The organism is Ancylobacter sp. VNQ12 (assembly GCF_049445835.1).
GTDB lineage: Bacteria > Pseudomonadota > Alphaproteobacteria > Rhizobiales > Xanthobacteraceae > Ancylobacter.
Window position 1 is genome coordinate 17,041 of sequence record NZ_JBMSDU010000028.1, and the last position, 24,087, is coordinate 41,127.

Here is a 24,087-nt window from a genome sequence, read left to right on the forward strand (position 1 = left end):
CCGAACGAAAACACAAACGGCCAGACCAGCTAGAGGGGAGGACCGATGGCGCTGCATCCAGACCGGCTGCTGCCGATAGAGGCGGAGGCGCGCGTTGTTGCGCGGCGGCTGTTCGCGCAGGTCGAGGCGCTGCCGATCGTCTCGCCGCACGGCCATACGGAACCGGCCTGGTACGCGCAGAACCTGCCTTTTCCCGACCCGGCGGCGCTGTTCGTCATTCCCGACCACTACATTTTTCGCATGCTGTACTCGCAGGGCGTGCCGCTGGAGGCGCTCGGGGTGCCGCGCAGCGATGGCGGGCCGGTGGAGACGGACGGGCGGAAGATCTGGCGGCTTTTCGCCCAGCATTACCGGTTGTTCCGCGGCACCCCCTCGCGCCTGTGGTTCGAGCATGCGCTGGAGACGGTGTTCGGGATAGAGGAGCGGCTCGGTCCGGACAATGCCGACGCGCTCTATGACCGGATCGCTGCGGCGCTGACGCGCGACGATATGCGTCCGCGCGCGCTCTATGACCGGTTCGGCATCGAGGCGATCGCCACCACCGACTCCGCGCTTGACGATCTCGCCCATCACGACGCCATCCGCGCCTCGGGCTGGCATGGCCGGGTGGTGCCGACCTATCGCCCCGACGCGGTGGTCGATCCGGACCGGCCGGGTTTCGCGGCGGCGCTTGCGCGACTGTTCGAGATCACCGGTGAACCGGTGAACTGGGCGGGCTATCTCGAAGCCCACCGCATCCGGCGTGCCTATTTCGCGGAACGCGGGGCACGGGCGACCGACCACGGCCACCCGACTGCGCTCACCGCCGATCTCGATGCCTTCGAGGCTGCCCGGCTGTTCGAGCAGGTGCGCTCCGGCACGGCGGATGCGCGCGAGCGCGAGCTGTTCCGCGCCCAGATGCTGACCGAGATGGCGCGCATGAGCCGCGACGACGGGCTGGTGATGCAGATCCATCCCGGCTCGGTGCGCAACCACAATGCGCCGCTGTTCGCGCGCTTCGGCTTCGACAAGGGCGCCGACATTCCCTCCAGCACCGATTACGTGCACGCGCTGCGTCCGCTGCTCAATGCCGTGGGCAACGACCCGGCGCTGACGGTGATCGTGTTCACCCTTGACGAGGCCGCCTATTCGCGCGAGCTCGCCCCGCTGGCCGGCCATTACCCGGCGTTGCGGCTCGGGCCGGCATGGTGGTTCTTCGACAGCCCGGATGGCATGCGCCGCTTTCGCGAGACCACCGCCGAGACCGCCGGCATCTACAACACCGTCGGCTTCAACGACGACACCCGCGCCTTCCTGTCCATTCCGGCCCGGCACGACGTTGCCCGGCGTGTGGATTGCGCCTGGCTCGCCCGTCTCGTCTGCGATGGCCGGCTGGACGAGGACGAGGCGCAGGAGATGGCACGCGATCTCGCCTACCAGCTCGCGAAGGACGCCTATCGACTGTGACGAAACGGCCGGGGCCTCGACGCACCGGCACATCGGAGGAAGCCCACCATGCGCATGACCCGCCGACATTTCATGGGAACCACCGTCGCGCTTGCCGGCCTGCCGCTGTTCGGTGGCGCCGCCTTCGCCGCGCTCAAGCCGCCGTCCAGGCCCGTAACGCTCACCGTGGCCGACGTCGCCGGCAACCTCGCCCTCACCCAGGCGGCACTCCAGCTCTATGCCGAGACCAAGCCCGACTGGGTGAGCCGCATCGCCTTCACCAAGGCCCCCGCGCCCGAATTGCCATCCAAGCTCAAGGCGCAGCAGGCGGCGGGCCGGGTGGATATCGATCTGGTGCTCACCGGCACCGATGCGCTCTCCGCGGGCATCGCCCAGGGAATATGGACCGATCTCGCCCCCTACAAGGCCGATCTTCCCGATCTTTCCGCCATCCTCATCCCGCAGGCTTTCAAGATGCAGGCCATGGCGCAGGATCGCGGTGTCGTCGTGTCCTATTACCCCTCGGGACCGCTGATCGAGTTCATGCCCGACCGGGTGCCGACGCCGCCCAAGACCGCCGAGGAACTGCTGGAATGGAGCCGCCAGCACAAGAACAAGTTCATCTACGCCCGCCCGTCCAATTCGGGGCCCGGCCGCACCTTCCTCATGGGCCTGCCCTACATACTGAAGGACAGCGACCCGAAGGATCCCGAGAAGGGCTGGGGCAAGACCTGGGCCTATCTCGAGGAACTCGGCAAGAATATTGAGTACTACGCCTCCGGCACCACGCAGACCATGCGCGAGCTGGGCGACGGCACCCGTGACATCGTGATCTCCACCACCGGCTGGGATATCAATCCGCGCGTGCTGGGCACCGTGCCGGCGGAGGCAAAGGTGGGCACGCTGGCCGGCTTCCACTGGGTGACGGACGCCCACTACATGGTCGTGCCTAAGGGCGTGCCGGAGGACCGGCTCGCGGTGCTGCTCGACCTGATGAACTTCATGCTGACGCCGAAGGCGCAGGCCTATGCCTATGATCAAGGCTATTTCTATCCCGGCCCGGCGGTAAAGGACGTGCCGCTGTCGATCGCTCCGGCCGAGAGCCAGCAGGCGATCAAGGAATTCGGCCGTCCGGAATATGACCGCTGGATCGCCGACAATCCGCAGGAGGTGCCGCTCGACGCCGACCGGATGGTCGCGGCGTTCCGCATCTGGGACGAGCGGATCGGCGCGAAGAAGAGCTGATCGCGGTCCGTCCTTGCGGCCGGGCAAGCCCCGGCCGCCTGCCGCCGCCGGAGCCTTGCCCGGCCCCGTCTTCGCCTCGCCCCGGAGCCGTCACGCGATGAACGCCCATCCCACTTTTGCCACGACGGCTGCGCCTGCGGCGGGTCCCGCCGGCGGTGGCCGGCTCGAACTCCTCGACCTGCAGCGCAGCTTCGGCACCTATCGGGCGCTCGACGGCATCAGCCTCACCGTGGAGCGTGGCGAGTTCATCGCGCTGCTCGGCCCGTCCGGCTGCGGCAAGTCGACGGCGCTCAACTGCATAGCCGGCCTGCTGCCGCTGACCGGCGGGGAGATCCGCGTCGATGGGCGCCCGATCCATGAACTCCAGCCGGAGCAGCGCGGCTTCGGCATGGTGTTCCAGTCCTATGCGCTGTTTCCGCACATGACGATCCGCAAGAATGTCGCTTTTGGCCTCACCATGCAGGGCGTGCCCAGGGCAGAGACCGAGCAACGCGTGGATGCCGCACTCGATCTGGTGCGACTGCGCTCGCAGGCTGACAAGCTGCCCGGCCAACTGTCCGGCGGCCAGCAGCAGCGCGTAGCGATCGCCCGCGCCATCGTCATCCGCCCGCCACTGGTGCTGATGGATGAGCCGCTGTCGAACCTCGACGCCAAGCTGCGGCTCGAAATGCGGGCGGAAATCCGTGCCATCCATGATGCCATCGGCTCGACCACCATCTACGTCACGCACGACCAGGACGAGGCGCTGTCGCTGGCAGACCGCATTGTGGTGATGTCGCATGGGCTGATCCGGCAGGTCGGCACGCCGGAGGAACTCTATGAGCGCCCGATCGGCGTGGATGTGGCCGATTTCATGGGCTACCGCACCCGCATTGCCGGCGTGGTCGCCGATGCCGGCGGCAATGTCGACATTCCCGGCGGAAGGCTTTCGCTGCCGGCCGCGCGGGCGCATGCCGCCGGTGCCCGCATCTCGATTTCCGTGCGTCCCGAGGACCTGCTTGCGGGTCCGTCCGGCGCCGGCATCCCGGCGACGGTGCGGGCGATCGAGTATCGCGGCCGGGCCTGGTTCGGCTCCGCCGTGCTGGCGGACGGAGCGGTGGTGTTCTTCCGCGCCGAGACCGCGCTCGCCAGCGGCCAGCCCGTCAGCCTGCGCTTTGATCCTGCGCGCACCCTCGTCTTCGCGGAGGCGGCGGCATGAGCGAGGCGACGTTCACCCCCGGCTACGCGCCAGCCCGGCTCTCGCTGCGCACGCGGCTCGCCGCCCGCGGCTTCGATGGCACCACGCTGCTCGTGCTGCCCGGCCTGCTCGCTGTGCTCGGGCTGTTCATCTACCCCTTCATCTATGGGGTGATCGATTCCCTCTCCCCCGCCACCGGGCCGTGGTACGAGAGCTACCGGCGTTTCTTCACCGATCCTTTCCTCTACAACACCGTCGGCGCCACGCTGCGGCTGGCCGTGCCGGTGACGGTGCTCAATCTCGCTCTGGCGGTGCCTATCGCCTTCCGGGTGCGGCTGATGCGCCGTCAGCGCCTGCTCACCATCATCCTCGTGCTGCCGATCACGCTCGGCACCGTGCTGGTGGCTGAGGGCCTTTTGAGCTTTCTCGGGCCGCAGGGCTGGTTCAACCGCACGCTGGTGACCTTCGGCCTGATCGAGGCGCCGCTGCGGCTCACCAATAATTACTGGGGCGTGTTCGCCTCGCTGCTCATCACCGGCTTTCCCTTCGCCTTCCTGCTCACGCTGTCCTACGTCTCCGGCATCGACCCGGCGATCGAGCAGGCAGCGGCGACGCTGGGAGCGAATGCACGGCGCCGGTTCCTGCGCATCTTCCTGCCTCTGCTGGTGCCGGGGCTGGCGGTCACCTTCTGCCTCGCCTTCGTGCAGGCCTTCGCCGTTTTCCCTTCGGCGGTGCTGCTCGGCGCGCCGGCCGGGCCGACCCGGGTCATCTCCATCGCCGCCTATGCGGCGGCGTTCGAGGAATACAACCACTCGCTCGGCTCGGCGATCGCCATGATCATGGGCGCCGTCCAGTTCGTCGTCGTGCTGGCCGTGCTGGCACTGCGCAACCTGTTCTATCGCGGCCCGGCGGGCGGGACGAAAGGCTGACATCGATGATCCGAGACCGTGGCATCGGCTCGAAGCTCTGGCGCACTGCCGTCTGGGGCGTGGCGCTACTGTTCGTGTTCAATCTCATCGGCGTCATCGCCGCCGTGATGGTGAACTCCTTCGCGACACGTTGGCTCGGCACCTGGCTGCCGGTGGACTACACCACGCGCTGGTATTTCTCCGCCTGGCAGGAATTCCAGCTCACGGAGGTGCTCGTCGTCACCTTCGAGATCGTCTTCCTGGTGACTGCGCTGTCCGGCCTCATCGGCATCACCACCGCCTATGCGCTGGCGCGGCGGGACTTTCCCGGCAAGCGGGCGGTGACGCTGCTGTTCCTTCTGCCCATGCTGGTGCCGCCGCTCACCTATGGCATTCCGCTCGCCACCCTGCTCTACCAGGTCGGCTTGGGGGGCAGCTTCTGGGGGGTGGTGATCATCAATCTGGTGCCCTCCATTCCCTTCGTGGTGCTGGTAATGATCCCATTCATCGAGCAGATCGACCCTCGCGTCGAGGCGGCCGGGCGGGTGTTCGGCGCCGGCACGGGCAGCCTGTTCCTGCGCATCCTGCTGCCCCTGCTGCTGCCGGGCATGCTGGCCGCGCTGCTGCTGGTGCTGGTGCGCACCATCGCCATGTTCGAACTGACCTTCCTCGTCGCCGGCCCGACCAGCCAGACGCTGGTGGTCTCGCTCTATTACGCGGTGTTCGCCTCCGGCGTGCGCGCCTCGCAATCCATCGATGCCATGGCGGTGGTCTATATGGTGACGACGCTGTTCTGGCTGGTGCTGGCGCTGCGCTTCGTCAACCCCACGCAGATCGTCGCCCGGGCCAAGCAGTCCCAGGCGGCGCATTGAGCTCGGCACGATGAAGCGTCTCTCGCAGGCCACTTTGTGCGACCTCCCGGCAGGAGTATCACGCCCCGGCTATGACCGTGGCGCCACCCGCATCGGCATCGTGCATCTCGGCATCGGCGCGTTCCACCGTGCCCATCAGGCGGTGATGACCGAAGCCGTGCTCGCCGCCGGCGATCTTGCCTGGGGCATTGCCGGGGTTTCGCTGCGCAGCGCCGAGACGCGCGATGCGCTCGCTCCGCAGGACGGGCTGTATTCGGTCGCGGTTCGCGATGGCACGGGCGATCGTTTCGCCGTGGTCGGGGCTGTACTGCGCCTTCTGGTGGCGCCGGAGGATCCCGTCGCCGTGCTCGACCTGATGGCCGCGTCCGAGACCCGCCTCATATCGCTCACCATAACCGAGAAGGGCTATTGCCACCTGCCGGCAACGGGCGAACTCGACGAGACCCACCCCGACATCGTGCATGACCTCGCTCATTCCGAACGGCCGCGAACAGCGATCGGTTTCCTCGTCGAGGCGATTGTCCGGCGGCGCGAGGCGGGACTGCCGCCCTTCACCGTGCTGTCCTGCGACAACCTGCCGGCCAATGGACGCACGTTGGCCCGCGTCGTGACGCGCTTCGCGGCGCTGCGCGATCCGGCGCTGGCGGAGCATGTGAAGACCCGCGTGGCGTTCCCCTGTTCCATGGTGGATCGCATCGTGCCCGCCACCACGGATGCCGACCGCGCGCTCGTGGCCGGTGCGCTCGGCGTCGAGGATGCCTGGCCGGTGACGACCGAGCCGTTCCTGCAATGGGTGATCGAGGACCGTTTCCCTGAGGGGCGGCCGAACTGGGAGGGGGCCGGCGCGCTCTTCGTCACCGATGTCGAACCCTTCGAGCAGATGAAGCTGCGGCTGCTCAACGCCAGCCATTCGACGCTCGCCTATCTCGGCTATCTCGCCGGGCATCAGACGGTGGCCGAAGTGATGGCCGCACCGGGGTTCGCCGCCTTGCTCGACCAGATGATGAGAGAGGAGGTCTCGCCGACGTTGCCGCCGCTCGAAGGCTTCGACCTCGCGGCCTACCGGGCCATGTTGCTCGCCCGCTTCCGCAATCCGGCGCTGCATCATCGCACCTGGCAGATCGCCATGGACGGTTCGCAGAAGCTGCCGCAGCGCCTGCTCGGCACCATTCGCGACCGGATCAAGGCCGGTGCCGGCTTTGAGCGTCTCGCGCTGGGCGTTGCCGCCTGGATGGTCTACGCCACCGGCCGCGATGAGGCGGGCAATCCCATCGACATGCGTGACCCGCTTGCCAGCCGCTTCGCTGCGGCAACGGCAGGGAAGCGGCAGGCCTCCGCTCTCGTGGAGGCCTATCTCGGCATCCGCGAGGTGTTCGGAGACGATCTGTCCGCCTCGACGCCCTTCCGCACCACGCTGGTGCGCGTGCTGGACGGACTGCTGGCCGACGGGGCGGCGCGAACCGCCCGGAGCTTTGAGAGGACGTAGACGCGGTCATCGGTCGCATGATCCGTTTGCGCAGCGGATCGTCTCCGTGTCATGCGGACCCGCCAAGTTCCTTCACCTTCTTCCGCAGCGCCTTGACCTCCTCGAAACGGGGCGTGACGTCGCGCAGCACGGCCACCATGCCGGTCACCGCGCCGCCCGCGTCCTTGAGCAGGCCGATGGTGAACTCCAGCGAGATCCGTCGTCCGTCCCTGGTGAGCCCGGGAACCGCGAGCAGGTCGCCGGCGCCGTAGCGGCTCTGGCCGGAGGCAACCGTCTCGCGATAGCCCTCCCAGTGGCGGGCGCGGAACGGCTCGGGAATGATGATGTCGAGCGAGGAGCCAAGCGCCTCTTGCTCGGAAAAGCCGAAGATGCGTTCGGCGCCGGGGTTCCACAGTACGATCAGGCCCTGCGCGTCGCTGGCGACGACGGCATCGGCGGCACTGTCGACCAGCGCTTCGCCGATTCCTCCCCGAGTGAAGCCGGCAAGGGCGCGCGACTGCCGCGATCCGACCACGGCGGCGGGCGGTGCGGCCACCGTGCCGCCTGCCGCCTCATCGCCGAACAGGTCCTCCACCGCGCCGAAGAATTCGTAATGCAGTCGCTCCGGCGGGACACCGAAGCTGGCGAGCGTCGGCACGAAGGCGCGGAGGAAGCCGAGCGGGCCGCAGAGAAAATACTCGGCCTCGGCGAGCGGCGTGTGCGCCGTCAGCCAGTCCTGCGTGAGCCGGCCGGAGATGTCGAAATCCCGCCCCGCCACCTCGTCACTGCCGGGATGGGTATGCAGGAACGTCGTCTCCACCCCGCCATGCGCGGCGGCGAGCGCACGCACATGCCCGGCGAACGCCTGGGTGCGCGCGCTCTGCGTGCAGTGGACGAAGTGCACGCGAAGGCCGGGACGCTGCGTTGCGACGGCTTCGAGCATGGCCACCATCGGCGTCAATCCGACCCCGGCGCTCACCATGACGACGGGGCGCGCATCGGTGGCGGGCAGCACGAAGCTGCCGCCCGGCGGCGCGATGTCGAGCCGCGTGCCGGGCTGGGCCTCGTCATGCAACCATTTCGATACCAGCCCTTCGGGCTCTCGCTTCACCGAAATGCGGTAGGTCGCACCGTTCGGCGCCGCCGAGATGGTGTAGTTGCGCTTCTGCCGCCCGGCGCCCGGAACGTCCGCGAACAGCGTCAGATGCTGGCCGGCCACATGCGGCGCCGGCGGCCGTCCGTCGAGCGGGCACAGCACGAAGGAGGTGATGACGTCGCTCTCCCGGTGGCGGCTCTCGATCGCGAAGGGCCGCGGCGCGGCGCCGTGCCGCTCCTCCTGCTCGACGTCTCTCGCCACCTGGCCGCCTTCGGTCATGTTTGCCTCCGTTTAAATCATGTATATGATATACATGTATTCATGAACTGGAAAGCCTCCAGACAGGCGGCCTCATGCGACTCACCCGCTATTCCGACTATGCCGTGCGCGTGCTGCTCTATCTGGCGGCGCGCAGCGACCGGTTGTGCTCGATTTCCGAGATCGCCGCCGCCTATGGCATCTCGCAGAACCATCTGATGAAGGTGCTGCACGACCTCGGCAAGGCCAACTATGTGGCAGGCGTGCGCGGGCGCGCCGGCGGCTACCGGCTGGCGCGGCCGGCCTCGGAAATCCGAGTCGGCGATCTGCTGCGCCACACCGAGGACGATTTCGATCTGGTTCCCTGTGGGGACTGCGCGCTCTCCACGGGCTGCGGCGTTTCTCCGGTGCTGGATGAGGCGATGGCCGCCTTTTTCGCCGTCCTCGACGGTTACACGCTGGCCGACCTCGTCGACCGCAGGAGCGGCTTTCGACGCCTGATCCTGTCGCTTGGTCCAGACGGGCCGGCCACCAGCGCCGGCGTGTCGTGAGCGCGGCGATCCCCTTGTGCTCCTCGCCGTGCTGCTCGGTGCCGTCCTGTTATCCGCGGCTAGGCTCGCCCCGATGATGCGCCGGGTCGCCATCTGGATCTCGGCAGAACTTCGGCTGGTGCATTTCGCGCAGGTCTGGCCGTGACCCGCATCGCTTCCCTCAGGTTTCGGAGATCATCTTGTCTGCCATTGCCCGCTTGAAACTGTTCCGGCCGATACTCGCGGGCGCGAATCTGCGTGACCGCCTGCTGGCCTGCATCGGGGCTCTGGTTGGAATTGTGCTGACGGGGCTTATCTGCGGGCTCGCCGCGAGCGATACGCAGCATCTGCTTTGGCTCGTACCACCCATGGGCGCCTCCGCCGTGCTGCTGTTCGCCGTGCCGGCGAGCCCGATGGCCCAGCCCTGGCCGACGATCGGCGGCAACACCATCTCCGCGCTCATCGGTCTTGTCGTCGCCCACAACATGCCAATCTCCGCGCTCGCCGCCGGCATCGCGGTGGGCGGCGCGATCGGCGTCATGTCGCTGCTGCGCTGCCTGCATCCGCCGGGCGGGGCCGCTGCGCTGGTCGGCCTCTTCGCCGGAGCCTCGTCGAGCTATGCCTTCCCGATCCTGCCGGTCGGCCTGAACGCCGCCGTGCTGGTTGGCTGCGCCTGGATCTATCACCGGTATTCCGGGCACAGCTTTCCGCATGTCGCGGCGGCGCCCCCACCGACGGCGAAGGAGCTGCCCTGGACCTTCAGTAAGGCGGATCTCGCCGCCGCGCTGGCCCAGACAGGCGAAACCTTCGACATCGACGTGAACGACCTCGAACGGCTGTTGCGCGAGATCGAGCAGCGGACGCTGGCGCGTTCCTATCGCGACCTCGACTGTGCGGACCTCATGTCGCGAGGTGTCATTTCCGTCCGCCTGTCGACGCCGCCCGAGGAGGCGCGAGCCCTTCTCGTCCGGCACGATGTGCGCCGACTGCCCGTGCTCGACAAAGCCGGCGGCGTGGCCGGCGTCATCGGCCTGCGGGAGCTGGCGGGCTCGGGAGCCTCGCTGCGGGAGTTGATGACCCCGGCCGCCACGGCATCGCCGCAGACGCCCGCCATCGGGCTCCTCGACCGCTTTGCCCGGGATCGCGTCCACGCCGTCTTCATTGTCGACGATGCCTGCCGTCCTATCGGCGTCGTGACGGAGGCCGACTGGCTCGCCGTGCTGACACGCGGGCTCGCCTAGCGGGACGGCCGGCTGATGCCGTCGAGGGTTGCGTGCCTCACCCTCGGCGGCTCCTCGCATGTTCGATCAGTGCTCGGAGCTTCGGCGCCAGGTTCCGGCGGCTTGGATAGTACAGATAGAAGCCCGCGAAACGCGGACAATAATCTTCGAGGATCGGCACCAGTTCGCCTCGCTCGATGGCCGGGCGGAAGCTCTCTTCCATCCCGAAGGTGATGCCGGCGCCGGCGATGGCGAGCTTGATCATCAATGCCATGTCGTTGGTGGTGATCTCCGGCGCCACCGCTACCGCGAACTCCTTTCCGCCCTCGGCGAATTCCCACCGATAGGGTGCAACCCGCGGCGCGGATCGCCAGCCAATGCAGCGATGGGCCGCGAGTTCGCGCGGGCTGGAGGGTGCGCCATGGCGGCCGAGATAAAGGGGCGAGCAGACCGCCAGCTGGCGCTGCTCGCCAGAGACCGGCACGGCGATCATGTCCCGCTCGATCACTTCGCCGAGTCGCACGCCGGCATCGTAGCCTTCGGCGACGATGTCGAACTCCTCGTCGGTTACCGTGATGTCGAGCTGGATGTCGGGATGGGCCGCCGCGAAGCCGGCCAGCAGGGGTCCGTCGAGAAAGCGCTCGGCGATGGAGGAGACGGCGAGCCGGAGTTGGCCGCGAGGTTTTCCCTCGAGGCTGCCGGTGGTCTCGACGGCGGCGCGTATATCGGCAAGCGCCGGGCCCAGGGCGGCGTTGAGACGTTCGCCGGCCTCGGTGAGGCTGACGCTGCGCGTGGTCCGCCGGACGAGAGCCGTCCCCATCACGGCCTCGAGCCGGCCGATGGTCTGGCTCACCGCCGAACGTGTGACGCCGAGCCGGTCCGCGGCGGCGCGGAAGCTCCTCTCCTCGGCGACCAGCCTGAAGATCGTGAGAGCGTTGAGGTCGATGTTCATTGGTTAGTTTGGCTTTCCAATTTGTCGAACAATGGCCGACTTCCGGCGACAATGCCGCGCGACTACCTTGCTGCCAACGTCAAGTTTCCAGCAGCACAGGAGAATTCAGATGGCTCTCGACCAGGTCGTCCTGATCACCGGCGCTTCCAGCGGCATCGGCGCGGGCATCGCCCGCGAACTCGCAAGGGCTGGTGCTCGGCTCGCCCTCGGCGCCCGGCGCACCGACCGGCTCGACGCTCTCGCGGCGGAAATCGGCGGCGACGTCCTCATCCGTCGGCTCGACGTGACGAACCGCGCGGATGTCGCCGCCTTCGCCGCGGCCGCCCGCGAGCGCTTCGGTCGCGTGGACGTCATCGTCAACAATGCCGGCATCATGCCGCTCTCGCTCATGGCTTCGCTCAAGGTCGACGAGTGGGATCGCATGATCGACGTGAACATCAAGGGCGTGCTCTACGGCGTCGCTGCCGTGCTGCCGGAGATGACCGCGCGCGGCGACGGCCACATCATCAACATTGCCTCTATCGGGGCGCTCGCGGTCTCGCCAACGGCGGCGGTCTACTGCGCGACGAAGTTCGCTGTCCGGGCCATTTCCGACGGGCTCCGGCAGGAGAACGACCGGCTGCGCGTCACCTGCATCCATCCGGGCGTGGTCGAGAGCGAACTCGCCGACAACATCACCGATCCGGTGGCTGCCGAGGCGATGAAGGCCTACCGCGCGATCGCCTTGCAGCCGGACGCGATCGGCCGCGCGGTCCGCTACGCCATCGAACAGCCCGCCGATGTCGATGTCAGCGAGATCGTCGTCCGCCCCACCGCCAGCCGGTGAGGAGATGACGACATGGCTTTCACGCTGAACGCGCCACTGCGCGCCGCCACGACGCTTGCGTTTGTCGCGGCGCCGGCCACGGTCCCTGCCGACACGCTGGAGGAACGTCGCCGGCGTGGCGATGCGGTTGTCCGCTTGCTGAACAAGGGCGAAGCACAGCCGACGCTCGAGAGACTGCGACGGGAATTTCCCTTTCTCGCCGACGCAACGGAGGCTTACGCGCTCGGCGATGTCTGGTCGCGTCCCGGCCTCGACAACCGCACCCGCCAGCTCGCGGCGGTTGCGGCCTTCGCCTCGCTCGGACTGCCGGCCTACATGAAGATCCATGCCGGCTATGCGCTCAATATCGGCGTGTCCGAGGAGGAGGTGAGGGAGGTGGTCTCCATGGTCACCGTCACTGCCGGTTTCCCACGTGCCATCGCCGCGTCGCAGGCGCTGTCCGACCTGTTCGCCGAGCGCCGTGCCGCGGCGCCGGCCCAGCCATAGGAGAGCCCGATGACAGATCGCGCATCGCTGCGAGCGGCCCTTGCCGCCGCTCTCCTGCTCCTTCTCGCACCCGAAAAGGCGTTCGCCCAGATGACCCGCCTCGACCCCGTCCAGCCTCAACCCGCGCAAATTCATCCCTATGTCGGCATGTGGGTGACCACAGACGGCCTGATCCGCCAGGAACTGCTGCCGAACGGACGCTATGATGAGGCGCGAGGCGCCCGCCGCAGCGCCTATCAGGGGCGTTACGAGGTGATAGGCCGCGAGATCTTCTACTGGGACGACACGGGCTTCACCGCCGATGGCATCTTCGTCGACCAGGACACGCTGCACCATGGCGGCATGGTGTTTCTCCGGGAGAAGTGAGGGGCTCCCTCTCCCGGGCGGGACTTGGTTGCCATGCGCCAGAGGCAGATGGTCGGCTGAACGCCGGGAATGGACACGTTCGCGCGCGGTCTCGGCAGGAACTTGGGCCGCGTAGCTAGGTCAATGCCAGCTTGCGCAGCAAAACGCGCACCCGTTCGGCTTCCTGCCGGACGAAGCCCGCGAATGCGTCGCCCGTCAGATAGAAACTGGTCCAATTGTACTGGAACAGCTTCGACCGCCAGGCGCCGCTGACGACCATGCGGTCGACCGCCTCGCAGAGCCATGCCTTCTGTGCCGGCGTGAGGCCGGACGGGGCGACGACGGCGCGCCAGTTCGACAGCTCGATGTCGAGGCCCTGCTCGGCGAAGGTGGGGATGTTCACGCCAGGCAGACGCTGCGGCGAAGTGACGGCCAGGGGCCGCAGCCGCCCGAGTCCCAGTTCCGGCAGCATCTCGCTGAGCCCGGTAGCGAGGCAGGTCGCGCTGCCGGATATGACCGCGTTCGCCGCGCCGACTCCTCCGGTAAAGCCGCGATAGGTCAATAGACGTCCGGGAATACCGATGTGCCGCCCCAGCATGCCGACCAGAAGATGGCCGGTGCCGCCGACCGATGCGCCCGTATAGACAATGCGCTCGGGATTCGCCCGCGTCGCCGCGAGAAGCTCATCCAGGGAGAAGATGGTGGAATCGGTGGATACGGCAAGGGCGACATGCTCGGTCGTTAGGGAGGCGATCGGCGTGAGGTCGAGTATGTCGGCATGAGCGCGATCAATGGAGGTCGGGCCGATCATCCCCAGCCCGCAGACCATCAGCGTGTCGCCGGCACCACGATAATTGTCGGTGAACTGCACCAGGCCGGCGACCGGCCCGGCGGTCTGATAGACGAAGTCGGGCTCCGCGACGATGCCGGTTTCTTGCAGGCTTGCGGCGATGGCTTGGCCGATGCGGTCCCATCCGCTGCCCAAGGTCGAGGGAATGAAGAGGGTCAGGCTGTCGCCGGCGTGTGACCGCGCACCCGTCATTGACAGGCCGGTGAGGCCGCCGGCCAGACCGGCGATGAAGTGACGACGGTCCATGCGCTCCGCGCTCCGCTCCGCGCCGCCGGATCGGACGGAGGCGCTGCACGTCTTGGCATAGCGTGTTGGCTGCCGGGCTGGAAGCCAGGAGTTGCATCGAGGCTGCCGGCGACGCGGTGAGCGCTACTCGGAAGGTGTCTCGCCGGTCGCGAAATGGTATCTGGTAACCTGCCTATAGGTTCGGCCGGGCCGCAGCCAGGGCGAGGGGAAGGCCGTGTGATTGACGGCGTCGGGAAAATTCTGCGCCTCGAAGCAGATTCCGGCATGTGGTCCGTGTCTCTGTCCGCCGAGTCCATGCTCGGTCGGCTGCAGGTACTGGCCGTCATAGAGCTGCAGCCCCGGCTCCGTGGTGAACACGGTGAGCGACATGCCGGTGCGTGGTGACCGGGCCCGCGCGGCGATGCGCGGCGGGGCGTGGGGCGTGCCGTCGAGCACGAAATTGACGTCGTAGAGTGTCGCCTGGTCGGCCAGCCGGCGAGGCCTGACGAAGTCGAACGGGGTCCCCGCGACGGGCGAAACCTGCCCGGTGGGTACCAGCTCTCCGCCGACGGGTGTGTAACGGTGCGCGGCGATCTCGACCTCGAGATCGCGCACCGAACCCTCGGGATCGAGCGTGAAATAGGAATGATGGGCGAGATTCACCGCGGTCGGCGCGTCCGTCGTGGCGGTCATCTCCACGGTGATCGTGGCGGGTGCCGACAGGCGATAGGTGCAGCGCACGTCGAGCGTGCCGGGATAGCCTTCCTCGCCGTCGGGCGATTGGCGCGTCAGCGTCACCGCCGTCGCGTCCGCCGCCACGATGTCCCACGGGCGATGCGAGAAGCCGCGCGCGCCGCCATGCAGATGGGTGATGCCATCCTCGTTGCGGCCGACATCATAATCGCGCCCGTCCAGCCTGAAGCGCCCGGCGCGGATGCGATTGGCGACGCGCCCGCAGGTGGCGCCGAGATAGGACGGATTGGTGAGATAAGGCTCGAAATTATCATAGCCGAGCACGACCCGCACCGGGGCACCGTCCGGGCCGGGCACGAGAAGGTCGCGCAATGTCGCGCCCCAACTCAGCACGCGCGCCGAGCTGCCGTCCGGTCCGGTGAGGGTGATTTCGTGGATGGGGCTGCCGTCGGCCTCGCCGACCCGTTCGATGCGGCTCATTTTTCCTTCCCGTCTGCCTCGCTGCTGCGGGTCTGCCGCAGGAAATCGATCAAGGAGCGCCCGGCGCCGAGAATGTGGTCGCGGGTCAGGCTGGCGGCCTTGTCGGCATCGCGGGCGATGGCCGCCTGAAGAATCCCCTCATGCTCCAGGCGGGCGCGGCGCATGCCGTCCGTCTGTACCAGCTGGACTCGCGAGTAGCGGTCCACCCGATCGAGCGCGGCGTTGATCGTCTGAAGGTAATAGGGCCGGCCGGAATCCTCGTACAGGGCATAGTGGAAGCGCCGGTTGAGCTCGCCCCAGCGCGCCGTGTCGGGCTCGGTGGCGAAGGCGGCGGCGAAGGCGGCGGCGCGGTCGAGCGATTCCGGCGAGATGCGGGCGATGGACCGGCGCAGTACCTCCGGCTCAACCAGGGCGCGGAACTCGAACAGTTCCTCGACCTCCTCGATGGAGAGGCGGGAGACCACGGCGCCGCGATAGCGCTGGGTGGTGACGAGGCCCTGTTCCTCAAGGCGCGTGAGCGCCTCGCGCACGGGTATGCGGCTGACATTGAACATCTTGGCGATGTGGTCCTGCCGCAGCGCCTCGCCCTCCTTGATGTCGCCCTGGGCAATGGCCTCGCGAAGCGCATCGAAGATGACGTCCGAGGCCGAGGCCATCAGGCCGATATCCGTCGCTTTCAGCTTCACGTGGCGTTTCTCCCAGCTGGCAAGAAAAGGATATTGAAAATTGGATCCAAAAAATAGATACTCACGTTAGAAACCTTGATCGCCCATATCTTGATCACCCAGGAGCGCGGACCATGTGGACAGGTGTTTTTCCGGCTGTAACCGCCAAGTTCACCGAGGACGGCGCCCTCGACCACAAGGAAATGGAGCGCTGCTTCGCCCGGCAGATCGCCGCCGGCGTGGACGGCATCATCGTCAACGGCTCGCTCGGCGAGGGCCCGATGCTCTCGCATGACGAACGGCTCGAAGTGCTCTCGGTCGCTCAAGGCGTGGCCGGCTCCCGTCCCGTGCTCATGACCATTGCCGATGCGGCGACGCGCGACTGCGCCGCGCTGGCCGCCCGCGCCGCCAAGGCCGGCGCCTCGGGCCTCATGGTGGTCCCGAGCCTCGTTTATCATACCAATCCGAAGGAAACCGTCGCCACGCTGAGCGCCATCGCCCAGGCGGCCGACCTGCCGGTGATGATCTATTCCAACCGCATCGGCTACCGCGTGGACGTCACCATCGACATCATGGCCGAGCTGGCCAAGGATGCGCGCTTCGTCGCCATCAAGGAATCCTCCGACGACATCCGCCGCACCACCGAGATCTTCAATGCGCTGGGCGATCGCTACGACGTGTTCACCGGCGTCGACAATCTCGCCTTCGAGGCGCTGGCGGTGGGCGCGGTCGGCTGGGTCGCCGGCCTCGTCATCGCCTTCCCCGAGGAGACGGTCGCGATCTACCGGCTGATGAAGGCCAAGCGCTATGACGAGGCGCTGACGATCTACCGCTGGTTCCGCCCGCTGCTCGACCTCGATGTGTCGACCTACCTCGTGCAGAATCTCAAGCTGGTGGAAGCGCTGGTGACCGGCACCACCGAGCGCGTGCGTGCCCCGCGCCTGCCGCTGGAGGGCGAGCGCCGCGCCAATGTCGAGGCCATCGTGCGCGAGGCGCTCGCCAACCGCCCGCTCCTCGCCAAGGCGGCGTGAGCGGCAGGTCCCTTCGGCTTCCCTCACGCCGGTCCGCCGGGACGTGAGGGAAGGGAGTTTTGCAGTGTCGCGTGACATGAAGCCCGGGCAGCACGACGTCGTCATCATCGGCGCGGGCATCGTCGGCCTCGCCAGCGCGTTCCACCTGCTCGGCGAGGGACGGAGCGTGACGCTGGTCGAGCGCGGCGGCGTGGCGGAGGGGGCGAGCTTCGGCAATGCCGGCGCCTTCGCCTTCACCGACATCCTGCCGCTCGCCTCGCCGGGCATCCTGCGCAAGGCGCCGAAATGGCTCATGGACCCGCTCGGGCCGCTCGCCATACCGCCTTCCTACTTCCCGCATATTCTCCCGTGGCTCCTGCGTTTCTGGCGTGCCAGCCTGCCGGACCGCTACGCGCATTCGCTCATCGTGCAGAGCCGGCTGATGCGGCTCGCCTCCAGCGCGATGGAAGCGATGCTGCGCGAGGCCGGGCTGGAATCGCTGGTACGCTGCGACGGCAATCTCCAGCTCTATGAAAGCGAGGCCGAACTCGCCGCCGCCCAGTCCGGCTGGGATGCGCGGGCGAGGGAGGGTATCGCCTTCGAGCACGCGCGGGGCGCGCGCCTCGCCGAGTTGCAACCGGGCCTTGCGCCGCGCTTCACGGTCGGCACCTTCACCCCGCACTGGCAGACCGTGTCCGATCCTTATCGCTTCGCGCTGGCACTGTTCGATGCCGTGATGATGCGCGGCGGCGCGATCGCCCGTGGCGAGGCGGTGCGCATCGAGCCCCTGAGCGAGGGCGTGCGCGTGCATCTGGCCGACGGCACCATGCTGCGGGCCAATCAGCTGGTCGTGGCCGGCGGCGCCTGGTCGCGGCCGCTGGCAAAGTCGCTCGGCGACGCGATCCCGCTGGAGACCGAGCGCGGCTACAACACCACGCTGCCGCCCGGCGCCTTCGACCTCAGGCGCCAGCTCACTTTTGGCGGGCACGGTTTCGTCGTCACCCCGCTCGCTACCGGCATCCGCGTCGGCGGGGCGGTGGAACTGGGTGGGCTGAAGGCGCCGCCGAACTTCAAGCGCTCGCTGGCGATGGTGAAGAAGGCCGCCGCCTTCCTGCCCGGTCTGCGGGCGGAGGGGGGGCGACAATGGATGGGCTTTCGCCCGTCACTGCCGGATTCGCTGCCGGTCATCGGCCCTTCCGGCGCCGACCCGCGCGTGCTCTATGCCTTCGGTCATGGCCATCTCGGTCTGACACAGAGCGCCGCGACGGGTAGGCTGGTCGCCGACCTCGCGGCCGGCCGCACGCCCTCGATCCCGCTCGATCCCTTCCGTCCCGACCGCTTCTGACGAGTAAACGCCATGGCGCGACACAGCTTCTTCTGCATAGACGGCCACACCTGCGGCAACCCGGTGCGCCTGGTGGCCGGCGGCGGGCCGAACCTTGAGGGTTCGACCATGCTGGAGAAGCGCGCCCACTTCCTGCGCGAATTCGACTGGATCCGCACCGGGCTGATGTTCGAGCCGCGCGGCCACGACATGATGTCGGGCTCCATCCTCTACCCGCCGACGCGGCCGGACTGCGACATCGCCATCCTGTTCATCGAGACCTCGGGCTGCCTGCCCATGTGCGGCCACGGCACCATCGGCACCGTCACCATGGCGATCGAGCACGGGCTCGTCACGCCGAGGACGCCCGGCGTGCTGATGCTCGACACTCCCGCCGGCGTGGTGAAGGCCGAGTACCGGCAGGAGGGGCAATATGTGGAAGAGGTGCGCATCACCAATGTGCCCGCCTTCCTGTATCAGCGCGGCCTCACGGCCGACTGCCCCGGCCTCGGCGAGGTGACGGTGGACGTGGCCTATGGCGGGAATTTCTACGCCATCGTCGAGCCACAGGAGCGTTTCAGCGACATGGCGGACTTCACCGCCGGCGAGCTGATCGGCATGAGCGGCGCGCTGCGGCGGGCGCTGAACGAGAAATATGAATTTGTCCATCCTGAGAAGCCGGAAATCCGTGGCCTCTCGCACATTCTCTGGACCGGCGTCGCCCAACACCCGGAGGCGCATGCGCGCAACGCGGTGTTCTACGGCGACAAGGCGATCGACCGCTCGCCCTGCGGTACCGGCACCTCCTCGCGCATGGCGCAGCTCGCCGGCCTCGGCAAGCTGAAGGTCGGCGACGAGTTCGTGCATGAGAGCATCATCGGCTCGCTGTTCAAGGGCCGGGTCGAGGCGCAGGCGAAGGTGGGAGCGCGCGACGCCATCATCCCCTCCATCGGCGGCTGGGCGCGCATGACCGGCTACAACACCATCTTCATCGACGACCGCGACCCCTTCGCACATGGATTCGTGGTGGTGTGAGCCCTGACACGGCCTAATGGCCGATGCCGGCCGGCTCGGCGGGCCCGTGATGATGCCGGCACTCGCTGTGATCGGCGAGAATCTCGATCACCCGGCACGCGGCGACATGGCCGTGCGAGCAGCCATCCACCATGCGCTCCAGCTCGGCCTTCAGCGCGTTGAGGCTGGCGATGCGCCGCTCCACCTCGACCAGCCGGTCGCGGGCGATGGCGTCCGCTGCCGCGCAGGACTGCTCGGGCTGGTCCTGCAATTGCAGCAGGGTGCGGATCGCCTCGATCTCGAAGCCGAGCTCGCGGGCATGGCGGATGAAGGCGAGCCGGCGCATGTCGGTCGCGCCATAGGAGCGGCGCCCGCCTTCCGTGCGCGGCGGCGCGGGCAGCAGGCCGATCTCCTCGTAATAGCGCACGGTCGGCACCTTTACGCCGCTGACGCGCGCCACCTCGCCGATGCTGAACGGCCCGGAATCGCCCTTGCTCATTTCGCGCTTGCTCCTCTAGTCGCTAGAGGAATTAGGCTCGCCGCGACGATGAGACAAGAGGTGAGCCATGTCGGCCGTGAAGACCCGCTACCGCATCGACGGCATGGACTGCGCGTCCTGCGCGGCGAAGATCGATACGGCGGTGCGCCGGGTGACCGGTGTCGCGGACGTGTCGGTCTCGGTGACGGCCGGCACGATGACGGTGGAGCATGACGGTGCGGACCTCGTCATATTGGAGAAGCGTGTCTCTGGCCTCGGCTACGGCATCTTCGCGCTGCCCTTGACGGGAAAGACAGCGCCCGCTCCCGCGGCGCCGGCGCATGCCCATCACGATCACGATCACCCGCACGACCATGCGCACGACGCCTGTTGCGGCCACCATCATGATCATCATCACGCGCACGGCCACGAACATCACGATCATGGCCACGGTCCTTCCCATGCCGCGCCCGCCAAGGCGCCCGTCGCAGTGGCGACGGCGGTGGAGGGCCACGACCACACCCATCTGCCCGGCGAGGGGCCGTGGTGGCAGAGCGGCAAGGCGCGGCTCACCCTCGTCTGCGGCGCGGCGCTGGTTGCCGCCTATGCCGCCGGGCATTTCGTGCCCCGGCTCGATCCCTGGATCTTCATCGCCGCGCTGCTAATCGGCCTCGTGCCGGTAGCGCGCCGCGCGGTGATGGCGGCGCTGTCCGGCACGCCCTTCTCCATCGAGATGCTGATGACCATCGCCGCCGTCGGCGCGGTGATCATCGGCGCGGTGGAAGAAGCCGCCGCCGTGGTGTTCCTGTTCCTGGTCGGCGAACTCCTGGAAGGCGTGGCCGCCGGCCGCGCCCGCGATTCGATCCGCTCGCTGACCAGCCTGGTGCCGAAGACGGCGCGCCTCATTGAGGGCGGCACCACGCGCGAAGTGTCGGCCGAGAGCCTTACGATCGGCGCCGTCATACTGGTGCGGCCCGGTGAGCGCATCCCCTGCGATGGCGAGGTGCTGGAGGGAACCGGCGCAGTGAACGAGGCGCCGGTCACCGGTGAGAGCGTGCCGGTGGCGAAGCTGCCGGGCGACAGGGTCTATGCCGGTACGGTGAACTTCGAATCGGCGCTGACCATCCGTGCCACCACCGAGCCCTCCGACAACACTATCGCCCGCGTGGTGCGGCTGGTGGAGGAGGCGCAGGAGAGCAAGGCGCCGACCGAGCGCTTTATCGACCGTTTCTCGCGCTGGTACACCCCGCTCATCGTGGCGCTGGCGGCGCTGGTCGCCATCGTGCCGCCGCTCGTCTTCGGGGCGGGATGGGACGAGTGGATCTACAAGGGGCTGGCCATCCTGCTGATTGGCTGCCCCTGCGCGCTGGTGATCTCCACGCCGGCGGCGATCGCGGCGGGCCTCGCCTCCGGCGCGCGGCGCGGCCTGCTGATCAAGGGTGGCGCGGTTCTGGAGGTGCTGCGCACGGTGAACGCGGTCGCGTTCGACAAGACCGGCACGTTGACCGCGGGCAAGCCGGAGGTGACGGATCTGATCGCCTTTGCCGGCGATGAGGCGGCGCTCATCGCCCGCGCCGCCGCGCTGGAGGCCGGCTCGACCCATCCGCTGGCTTCGGCCATCCTCGGGGAAGCCGCCGCGCGCGGCCTCGCCATTCCGCCGGTGCAGAACGCCGGTGCGGTCAATGGAGAGGGCGTCGCCGGCATGGTGGAGGGCGCGGCGCTCTTCCTCGGCTCGCCCCGGGCCGCCAGCACACGCATAAGCCTTTCGCCCCCACAGCAGGCCGCCATCGCGACGCTCAACGATGCCGGCAAGACCGTCGCCGTGCTGCTGGCCGACGGTGTGGTTGCCGGCCTGATCGCCATGCGCGACGAGCCGCGCGCGGACGCCGCCGCCGGTCTCGCGGCGCTGAAGGCGGCGGGCATCCGCACCGTCATGCTCACTGGCGACAATGAGCGCGCCGCCCGGGCAATCGGCGGCGATCTCGGCATCGAGGTGCGCGCCGGGCTGATGCCGGCCGACAAGCAGCGTATCGTCGGCGAGTTGCAGCACGAGGGGCTGATTGTCGCCAAGGTCGGCGACGGCATCAACGACGCGCCCGCGCTGGCCGCGGCCAATGTTGGCATCGCCATGGGCGGGGGCACCGACGTGGCGCTGGAGACGGCGGATGCCGCCGTGCTGCACGGGCGGGTGGGCGATGTCGCGGCGATGATCGGCCTGTCGAGGGCGACCATGCGCAACATCCACGAGAATATCACCCTCGCGCTCGGGCTGAAGGCGCTGTTCCTCGTCACCACCATCGCCGGCATCACCGGGCTGTGGCCGGCCATCCTCGCCGACACCGGCGCGACTGTGCTGGTGACGGCCAATGCGCTGCGCCTGCTGGGGCGGAAGTAGGCCATGTCCCGGATCAGCGCTGGCACGGCATGCAGCTTGTCCGGGAGCAGTGACGGCCGCAATCTGAGCCGGATTGACGGCTTATCGGCGTGAGGCCAATGCGAGCGCCGCCTGAGCCCGTGCCAGCACCTCCTCCGGCGTGCCGGCGGCGCTGAGGCGCACCCAATCGAGCGTGCCGACGTCGCGCGCTGCCTGTTGGCGGACGACGTCGACGGTGGCGTCGGAAGCGTCGCCACGCCGCGCCGCGACCCGCGTTTCGAGTGCCGCGACGGGCGCTTCCAGCCAGATCCCGGTGAAGCGGACGCCCGCCTGCTGCGCCACCTGCGCGAGCGCGGCGCGCTCATCGGCACGCTGGTGCACGCCATCCACCACCACGCCATGGCCCGCGGCGAGAATAGCGGCGGCCCGCCGGCGCAGCTCCGCATAGACCGCCTCGGTCGCCTCCGGCGTATAGGCGGCGGGCGGCAGGCGTTCCAGCTCGCCGATGCCGGCAAGGCGCTTGCGCTCGACATCGCTACGCAGATGCATGGCGCCGGGTAGCGGGCCGATGCCGGGGGCGAGGCGGGCGGCGAGCGTGCTCTTGCCGGTGCCGGACAGCCCGCCAATGCCGACGAGCTGCGCGGGCGCCGGCTTGAGCGCGGTTTCGGCGAGGTCGAGATAGGCGAGGGCTTCCCCGGCAGCGGTCTCGCGCGCAGCGCCGTTGCGATGGATCAGCGCGGCGGCCGTGACCTGCGCCCGTATTGCCGCCCGCAGGCCGATGAACAGCGGCAGCGCCGCCAGACCGTCATGGGGCGCCGTGTTCCCGCAGGCGGCGAAATAGCGGTTGAGTGTGAGGTTCGCCTCGAAGCGCAGGTTGCGCAGCCATAGGTCCATCAGCAGGAAGGCGAGATCGTAGAGCCGGTCGGTGGTGGCGAGCGCCTCGTCGAATTCCAGCGCATCGAACAGCACCGGCGCGCCGTTGATCAGTGCGATGTTCCGGAGATGCAGGTCGCCATGGCAGCGGCGGACCTCGCCGGCCCGAGCGCGTCGGGCGAGCAGCGGGGCGAGGCGGTCGAGGGCGGCGCGGAAGCCCGTCTCCAGCACGGAAATGCGTGCCGGGGCAAAGAGTTCAGTTGCTTCCCGCAATCCGTTAACCACATCGCCAATTACATGGGCGAGCGCTGCCGCCACATCGAAATCCGGATAGCGCGCCGCGCGTTCATGCGCGGCGGCAATGGCTCGCGCCAGCGCATCGATGAGGGACGGTGTGAGCTCGCCGCGCTCGGCCACCTTGTCGAGCGTCGCCTCCTCGTCGAATCGGCGCATATGCACGGCCCATTCGACGATGTCGTCCCCGCACGAATCATCCCCGCCAAGCTGAAGCCGGCCCGCGCGGCGGAGAATCGGCACCAGGCCGAGATAGATGCCGGGCGCGCCCTGCCGGTTGATCTCGACCTCGCGGGCGCAAGCGGCATGGCGGCGCGCCAGGGTGGACAGGTCCATGAAGGGAAAGCGCACGGCACGTTTCACCTTGTAGACCTCATCGCCGGCGAGAAACACCGCCGCGCCATGGGTGTCGATGCGCTTCACCGGGGGGGTGAGCGGGTATGTCGCCGGGTCGGCCAGCAGGCGGAAAACTTCGGACTGGTCGGCGACCACGTGCGGATCAGGCGCTGCGCCGAGGCCGTCTGCTGGGAGACCCGCCACGCCGGGTTCGGCGGATGAGGGAAAAGGCTGCTTCATCGCTGGTGCCCGCCAGGTGGGAGTGCCGGCAACCTAGCAACTCCGGCGCCCGTCTCCCATCCGCAGGAAGACGGGTCCCAAAGGCGATGGGCGGCGGGGTGTCCGGCGTGGCCGTGAGCGGCGACATTCGGGTCTTGCGGTAGAGCGAAACCGCCGGCCCGGCATACCGACCCGAGCGGCGAGGCGATTCAACCGTTTGAAATAACGGCATTATTCATACCGGATCAGGTGTTTTATCCCCCGCTGTCGCGTGCCTGTCACTTTTCTCGAAAAAGCCCGTTGACACCCGAACCGTGTCGCCCCTATAAAGCGGCCATCGACGGGGCGCGCCGCTGACGCGGTGCTGACGCTCCTCTGGTTGCTCCCGACAGAGACGAGGTCTTCGGACCGGCAGTCGCCGGCGGGAAAACTGTCGACCGCTTAAGG

General features: G+C 68.3%; 22 protein-coding genes. 15 read left to right on the forward strand and 7 right to left on the reverse strand.

Features of this window, described 5'->3' with window-relative positions; all coding sequences use genetic code 11:
• Nucleotides 1-45: 45 nt before the first annotated feature.
• The 6 genes from uxaC (at nt 46) to ACO2RV_RS22890 (ending at nt 7,113) form a co-directional block, all read left to right on the forward strand.
• Entirely contained in the window at nt 46-1,446 is a 1,401-nt protein-coding gene (uxaC, locus tag ACO2RV_RS22865; RefSeq protein ID WP_423296540.1) for a glucuronate isomerase, read from the forward strand.
• Nucleotides 1,447-1,494: 48 nt separating this feature from the next.
• Nucleotides 1,495-2,670, forward strand: a complete 1,176-nt coding sequence (locus ACO2RV_RS22870) for an extracellular solute-binding protein (protein ID WP_423296541.1) — start codon at nt 1,495-1,497, stop codon at nt 2,668-2,670.
• 97 nt (nt 2,671-2,767) lie between these two features.
• Nucleotides 2,768-3,868, forward strand: coding sequence for an ABC transporter ATP-binding protein (locus ACO2RV_RS22875; protein ID WP_423296542.1), 1,101 nt, complete (start codon nt 2,768-2,770; stop codon nt 3,866-3,868).
• The gene (locus ACO2RV_RS22880; RefSeq protein ID WP_423296543.1) at nt 3,865-4,776 is read left to right on the forward strand and encodes an ABC transporter permease; all 912 of its coding nucleotides are present in this window, start codon (nt 3,865-3,867) and stop codon (nt 4,774-4,776) included. The genes ACO2RV_RS22875 and ACO2RV_RS22880 overlap by 4 nt, the downstream gene beginning before the upstream one ends.
• 5 nt (nt 4,777-4,781) lie before the next feature.
• The gene (locus ACO2RV_RS22885; protein ID WP_423296544.1) at nt 4,782-5,627 is read left to right on the forward strand and encodes an ABC transporter permease; all 846 of its coding nucleotides are present in this window, start codon (nt 4,782-4,784) and stop codon (nt 5,625-5,627) included.
• 10 nt (nt 5,628-5,637) lie between these two features.
• The gene (locus ACO2RV_RS22890) at nt 5,638-7,113 is read left to right on the forward strand and encodes a mannitol dehydrogenase family protein (protein WP_423296545.1); all 1,476 of its coding nucleotides are present in this window, start codon (nt 5,638-5,640) and stop codon (nt 7,111-7,113) included.
• Nucleotides 7,114-7,162: 49 nt separating this feature from the next.
• On the opposite strand, the gene ACO2RV_RS22895 is transcribed toward ACO2RV_RS22890, so the two are convergent.
• Nucleotides 7,163-8,467 carry a PAS domain S-box protein gene (locus ACO2RV_RS22895; RefSeq protein ID WP_423296546.1) on the reverse strand — a complete coding sequence of 435 codons (1,305 nt, stop codon included), beginning with the start codon at nt 8,465-8,467 and terminating at the stop codon, nt 7,163-7,165.
• 74 nt (nt 8,468-8,541) lie between these two features.
• On the opposite strand from ACO2RV_RS22895, the gene ACO2RV_RS22900 reads away from it, so the two are divergent.
• Together ACO2RV_RS22900 and ACO2RV_RS22905 are read left to right on the forward strand one after the other, a co-directional pair.
• A complete protein-coding gene (locus tag ACO2RV_RS22900; RefSeq protein WP_423296547.1) occupies nt 8,542-8,997 on the forward strand; it encodes an RrF2 family transcriptional regulator in 456 nt (151 codons plus the stop codon).
• A 188-nt stretch (nt 8,998-9,185) separates the two neighbouring features.
• Nucleotides 9,186-10,217 (forward strand): HPP family protein, encoded by a 1,032-nt coding sequence (locus ACO2RV_RS22905; protein ID WP_423296559.1) that lies wholly within the window; start codon nt 9,186-9,188, stop codon nt 10,215-10,217.
• A gap of 37 nt (nt 10,218-10,254) precedes the next feature.
• Here the strand turns inward: ACO2RV_RS22905 and ACO2RV_RS22910 are convergent, their stop codons facing one another.
• Complete coding sequence (locus tag ACO2RV_RS22910) at nt 10,255-11,148, reverse strand: LysR family transcriptional regulator (protein WP_423296548.1); 894 nt, start codon at nt 11,146-11,148, stop codon at nt 10,255-10,257.
• A 109-nt stretch (nt 11,149-11,257) separates the two neighbouring features.
• Here ACO2RV_RS22910 and ACO2RV_RS22915 point away from each other — a divergent pair, with 109 nt between their 5' ends.
• From ACO2RV_RS22915 to ACO2RV_RS22925, 3 genes are all read left to right on the forward strand, one after another.
• On the forward strand, nt 11,258-11,974 hold the full coding sequence (locus tag ACO2RV_RS22915; RefSeq protein WP_423296549.1) for an SDR family oxidoreductase: 717 nt from the start codon (nt 11,258-11,260) through the stop codon (nt 11,972-11,974).
• A 12-nt stretch (nt 11,975-11,986) separates the two neighbouring features.
• Nucleotides 11,987-12,460: a carboxymuconolactone decarboxylase family protein gene (locus ACO2RV_RS22920; RefSeq protein ID WP_423296550.1), complete on the forward strand. Its 474-nt coding sequence runs from the start codon at nt 11,987-11,989 to the stop codon at nt 12,458-12,460.
• 90 nt (nt 12,461-12,550) lie between these two features.
• Nucleotides 12,551-12,826, forward strand: coding sequence for an Atu4866 domain-containing protein (locus ACO2RV_RS22925; RefSeq protein ID WP_423296560.1), 276 nt, complete (start codon nt 12,551-12,553; stop codon nt 12,824-12,826).
• Between the two features lie 115 nt (nt 12,827-12,941).
• Here the strand turns inward: ACO2RV_RS22925 and ACO2RV_RS22930 are convergent, their stop codons facing one another.
• The 3 genes from ACO2RV_RS22930 to ACO2RV_RS22940 form a co-directional block, all read right to left on the reverse strand.
• Nucleotides 12,942-13,901, reverse strand: a complete 960-nt coding sequence (locus ACO2RV_RS22930; protein WP_423296551.1) for a Bug family tripartite tricarboxylate transporter substrate binding protein — start codon at nt 13,899-13,901, stop codon at nt 12,942-12,944.
• A 123-nt stretch (nt 13,902-14,024) separates the two neighbouring features.
• A complete protein-coding gene (locus ACO2RV_RS22935; protein ID WP_423296552.1) occupies nt 14,025-15,053 on the reverse strand; it encodes an aldose epimerase family protein in 1,029 nt (342 codons plus the stop codon).
• A complete protein-coding gene (locus ACO2RV_RS22940) occupies nt 15,050-15,739 on the reverse strand; it encodes a GntR family transcriptional regulator (RefSeq protein ID WP_423296553.1) in 690 nt (229 codons plus the stop codon). The genes ACO2RV_RS22935 and ACO2RV_RS22940 overlap by 4 nt, the downstream gene beginning before the upstream one ends.
• Nucleotides 15,740-15,852: 113 nt before the next feature.
• On the opposite strand from ACO2RV_RS22940, the gene ACO2RV_RS22945 reads away from it, so the two are divergent.
• From ACO2RV_RS22945 to ACO2RV_RS22955, 3 genes are all read left to right on the forward strand, one after another.
• Nucleotides 15,853-16,749, forward strand: coding sequence for a dihydrodipicolinate synthase family protein (locus ACO2RV_RS22945; RefSeq protein WP_423296554.1), 897 nt, complete (start codon nt 15,853-15,855; stop codon nt 16,747-16,749).
• 76 nt (nt 16,750-16,825) lie between these two features.
• Complete coding sequence (locus tag ACO2RV_RS22950; protein WP_423296561.1) at nt 16,826-18,073, forward strand: NAD(P)/FAD-dependent oxidoreductase; 1,248 nt, start codon at nt 16,826-16,828, stop codon at nt 18,071-18,073.
• A 12-nt stretch (nt 18,074-18,085) separates the two neighbouring features.
• A complete protein-coding gene (locus ACO2RV_RS22955; RefSeq protein ID WP_423296555.1) occupies nt 18,086-19,087 on the forward strand; it encodes a 4-hydroxyproline epimerase in 1,002 nt (333 codons plus the stop codon).
• Between the two features lie 13 nt (nt 19,088-19,100).
• Here ACO2RV_RS22955 and ACO2RV_RS22960 read toward each other — a convergent pair whose 3' ends face one another.
• Complete coding sequence (locus ACO2RV_RS22960; RefSeq protein WP_423296556.1) at nt 19,101-19,565, reverse strand: MerR family transcriptional regulator; 465 nt, start codon at nt 19,563-19,565, stop codon at nt 19,101-19,103.
• A gap of 67 nt (nt 19,566-19,632) precedes the next feature.
• Between ACO2RV_RS22960 and ACO2RV_RS22965 the strand changes: the two genes are divergently transcribed.
• Nucleotides 19,633-21,939, forward strand: a complete 2,307-nt coding sequence (locus ACO2RV_RS22965) for a heavy metal translocating P-type ATPase (protein ID WP_423296557.1) — start codon at nt 19,633-19,635, stop codon at nt 21,937-21,939.
• 81 nt (nt 21,940-22,020) lie between these two features.
• On the opposite strand, the gene ACO2RV_RS22970 is transcribed toward ACO2RV_RS22965, so the two are convergent.
• Nucleotides 22,021-23,661 carry an AAA family ATPase gene (locus ACO2RV_RS22970; RefSeq protein WP_423296558.1) on the reverse strand — a complete coding sequence of 547 codons (1,641 nt, stop codon included), beginning with the start codon at nt 23,659-23,661 and terminating at the stop codon, nt 22,021-22,023.
• Nucleotides 23,662-24,087 lie beyond the last annotated feature (426 nt).